Source organism: Nocardia farcinica (assembly GCF_029867845.1).
In the GTDB taxonomy this organism is placed as follows: Bacteria; Actinomycetota; Actinomycetes; order Mycobacteriales; family Mycobacteriaceae; genus Nocardia; species Nocardia farcinica_A.
On the sequence record NZ_JARWRU010000851.1, the window covers coordinates 1 to 3,294 of the forward strand.

At 70.6% G+C, this 3,294-nt stretch carries 3 protein-coding genes and 1 pseudogene; 2 read left to right on the forward strand and 2 right to left on the reverse strand.

Annotated features, from left to right (window positions below):
• Positions 1-39: 39 nt before the first annotated feature.
• Positions 40-555 (reverse strand): TIGR04338 family metallohydrolase, encoded by a 516-nt coding sequence (locus QH283_RS18645; RefSeq protein WP_280504272.1) that lies wholly within the window; start codon positions 553-555, stop codon positions 40-42.
• Positions 552-1,457, reverse strand: a complete 906-nt coding sequence (locus QH283_RS18650) for a DUF2786 domain-containing protein (RefSeq protein WP_280504273.1) — start codon at positions 1,455-1,457, stop codon at positions 552-554. The genes QH283_RS18645 and QH283_RS18650 overlap by 4 nt, the downstream gene beginning before the upstream one ends.
• 192 nt (positions 1,458-1,649) lie before the next feature.
• Between QH283_RS18650 and QH283_RS18655 the strand changes: the two genes are divergently transcribed.
• Positions 1,650-2,951 carry an ABC transporter substrate-binding protein gene (locus QH283_RS18655; RefSeq protein WP_280504274.1) on the forward strand — a complete coding sequence of 434 codons (1,302 nt, stop codon included), beginning with the start codon at positions 1,650-1,652 and terminating at the stop codon, positions 2,949-2,951.
• A 138-nt stretch (positions 2,952-3,089) separates the two neighbouring features.
• Positions 3,090-3,294: pseudogene (locus QH283_RS18660) on the forward strand (sugar ABC transporter permease); the annotation flags it as partial.

The window sequence follows — 3,294 nt, forward strand, 5'->3', positions numbered from 1 at the left end:
AACTGGTCGAGGACTGACCATCCGGTCCGGCGGCGCCGCTCAGCCGATGCGAGCGCCGCAGTCGAGGAGGGTGGCGCGCAGCAGCAGCGCCGCCTCCGGGCCGATGACCCCGTCGGTCAATTCGAGGTAGCGGGAACAGAATTCGGGGCCGTGCGGGGGCAGCGGGCCGGAATCGGGGGCCAGGTGGTGGGCGAGTTCGTGCAGGATCACCAGTTCGCGTAGAGCCCAGGCGGTGTCGCCGGTGTGCAGGGGAACGGCCAGTTCCGCGCGGGCGGGGTCGTAGTGCGCGGCGGCGGCGCCCGCGCGGGAGCGGACGCGGACCGGGACGGCGGCGCGATCCCACCGGGCGCGGACCCAGTTGAGGGCCAGGACACGATCGGCGTAGTGCTGGACGGACTCGACGGAGGCGAAACGGCGCTCGACCGGGAGGGTCAGCAGGGAGCCGTGGAATTCCACCGTGCGGTGACCGGCCTCGTCGGCGCGGTCGAACATGCCGCGGACCAGCTGTTCGGCGTCGTAGACGCGAGCGCGCTGGGCGTCGCGCGCGGCGTTCATTCGCGACCTCCCGGCCCGGGCGCCAACGCGCCTCTGGCCCCGCCCAATTCGGGGTTCGGCCCCAGCCGCGCGACCAGGCCCGCGCGGTCACCGGCCTTGCGCGCGGCGGCGGAGTGTCCGGTGGTGGCGGCGGGACCGCGCCAGGTGCCGCGCGCCTCGGAGGTGCGGGTGTTGAAGTCGGCGAGTTCGATCTCCTTGTTCCGCAACGCCACAGCGGTGCCTGTCCCCACACCGGCCTCCGCCGCACCGGACACACCAGCACCGGACACACCAGCACCGGACCCGGCTTCCTCGGCGACGGCCTCGGCCTCGACCGTGGACTTGACCTCGGCGAGCCTGCGGCCGATCCGCTCGGCGAAGGCCAGCTGGAAGTTCAGCCGGGCGGTCACCGCGGCGGCGGGGACGCGGACCCGGCGGCGGAGCACCGCGCCGCCGCGGCGCTCGGTGACGATCTTGTCCACCGTGGCCTCCCGGTAGGCGCCGGACTTGATGTAGTGGTCGCCCGCGCGCACCATCTGCACCAGCAGGCTCGAGTACAGCGCCTCGCACAGGTCGATGTCGGCGGCGAAGCCGTAGGCGTAGACCTGGGTGGAGGTGCGGGCGACGTCGCAGCGGACGTTGTTGGCGTGCGCGATGGCGACGAACAGCGCGACATAGGTGCGCAGACCCTTGCGGCCCTGTTCGCCGATCGGGATGATCCGCTGGACCGGGGCGACCCGCCGCTCCCGGCCCGCCATGTGCGCGCGGGCCACCGCCAGATCGATGGACGAACGGGTGGCCAGGCGCTGGGCGGCGGCGAGGAATGCCTCGGCCTCGTGCTCGTTGTCGGTGGCCTCGGCCTTGCGCAGCAGCCCGCCGATGCGGGTCAGCATCCGCTCGGGAACCTGGTTCGGCGCACTCATCGCGAGCCAGCCTAGCCGCGCGCCCCGACAGCGCCCGGCGCCCGCGCCCCGGGTCCGCGAGCGGCCCGAATCCCGAGCATGATCGGACGCGGGCAGAGCGCACCATGTATCTTGCGTGTTGCACCGGCCTCGGTGTGCTGCCGCTCACGTCGTAACCCGCAGACGTCGTTGATTTTTTGGAGAGTGTCCGCGATGGCTTGGAAAAAGGTGTCGTCCCTACGTTCATCGGTCGTGCCGCGCGCCGCGATGGTCGCCGCGTCGGCCGCGCTGCTGACGGCCACCTTCGCCACCGCCTGCTCCAGCGACAGCGGCGGCAGCCCCACCAGCGAGAACCTCGAGGGCCGCGGCCCGATCACCTACGTCGAGGGCAAGGACACCACCGAGACCGGCGTGGTCAAGCAGCTCATCGAGCGCTGGAACGCCTCGCACCCGGACGAGCAGGTGACCTTCAAGGAGCAGTCCAACGACGCCTCCCAGCAGTACGACGACCTGGTCGAGCACATGCGCTCCCAGCAGTCGGACTACGACGTCATCGCCCTCGACGTGCCGTGGACCGCGGAGTTCGCGGCCAAGGGCTGGATCCAGCCGCTGAAGGACAGCTTCTCGATCGACACCTCGACGCTGCTGTCGCCCACCGTGGCCAGCGCCACCTACAACAACACCCTCTACGCCGCGCCGCGCAACACCAACGGCGGCCTGCTGTTCTACCGCTCCGACCTGGTGCCAGAGCCGCCGAAGACCTGGAACGAGATGCTCGGCATGTGCCAGATCGCCCGGGACAACGGCATCGGCTGCTACGCCGGTCAGTTCGCCCCCTACGAGGGCCTGACCGTGAACACCTCCGAGGTCATCAACGCCTTCGGCGGCAGCTTCGTCGGCCCCGACGGCAAGACCGCGACCGTGGACAGCCCGCAGGCCCGCGCCGGCCTGAGCACCCTGGTCGACGCCTACAACAACGGCGACATCCCGAAGGAAGCCATCACTTTCAAGGAGCCGGAGGCGGCCAACGCCTTCACCCAGGGCAACCTGCTGTTCATGCGTGGCTGGCCGTCCACCTTCGGTGACGCGAGCGGCGAGGGTTCGCTGGTCAAGGACAACTTCGGGGTCGCCCCGCTGCCGGGTGAGAACGGTATCGGCGCCTCCACCCTCGGCGGCTACAACGCCGCGATCAGCTCCTTCTCCAAGCACAAGGCCACCGCACTCGACTTCCTGCGCTTCCTGATCAGCGAGGACGCCCAGCACATCGTCGCCTCGGGCGCCCTGCCGTCGGTGCGCGCCTCGCTCTACGACGAGCCCGCCCTGATCGCCAAGATGCCGTACCTGCCCGCGCTCAAGGAGTCCATCGCCGGCGCGGTGCCGCGCCCGGTGACCCCGTTCTACCCGGCGGTGTCGAAGGCCATCCAGGACAACGCCTATGCTGCCCTGACCGGAGCAAAGTCCGTCGACGCCGCGATCGTCGACATGCAGAAGGGCATCGAGACCGCCGGTTCGTAGGCGGTGACGCGCACGGACCCGACCAGCCCGTAGGAGAAGAGAGAAACGGTGTCGGTTCCCCCGAACGCGGCCCCACCCCTGTCGAAGGACGAATCCGTCGCGCCCCGGCGCGGGTTCCTCGCCGGGCTGGGAGCCGAACTGCGCGCCTCACGACGGGCGTGGCTGCTGGTCACGCCCGTCCTGCTGGCCCTTGCCGTGGTCATCGGTTATCCGGTGGTGCGCGCGCTGTACATGTCCTTCCAGAAGGATGCCGGGCTCGATCCGAGCACCGGGATGTTCGTCGAGGGCGGCAGCGCGGGCTTCGACAACTACCTGCACTGGTTGTTGCAGCAGTGCACGCTGC

Bases quoted from the DNA above. Each gene is read 5' to 3' on its own strand.
- QH283_RS18645 (WP_280504272.1), bottom strand. From the start codon at position 555: ATGAACGCCGCGCGCGACGCCCAGCGCGCTCGCGTCTACGACGCCGAA.
- QH283_RS18650 (WP_280504273.1), bottom strand. From the start codon at position 1,457: ATGAGTGCGCCGAACCAGGTTCCCGAGCGGATGCTGACCCGCATCGGC.
- QH283_RS18655 (WP_280504274.1), top strand. From the start codon at position 1,650: ATGGCTTGGAAAAAGGTGTCGTCCCTACGTTCATCGGTCGTGCCGCGC.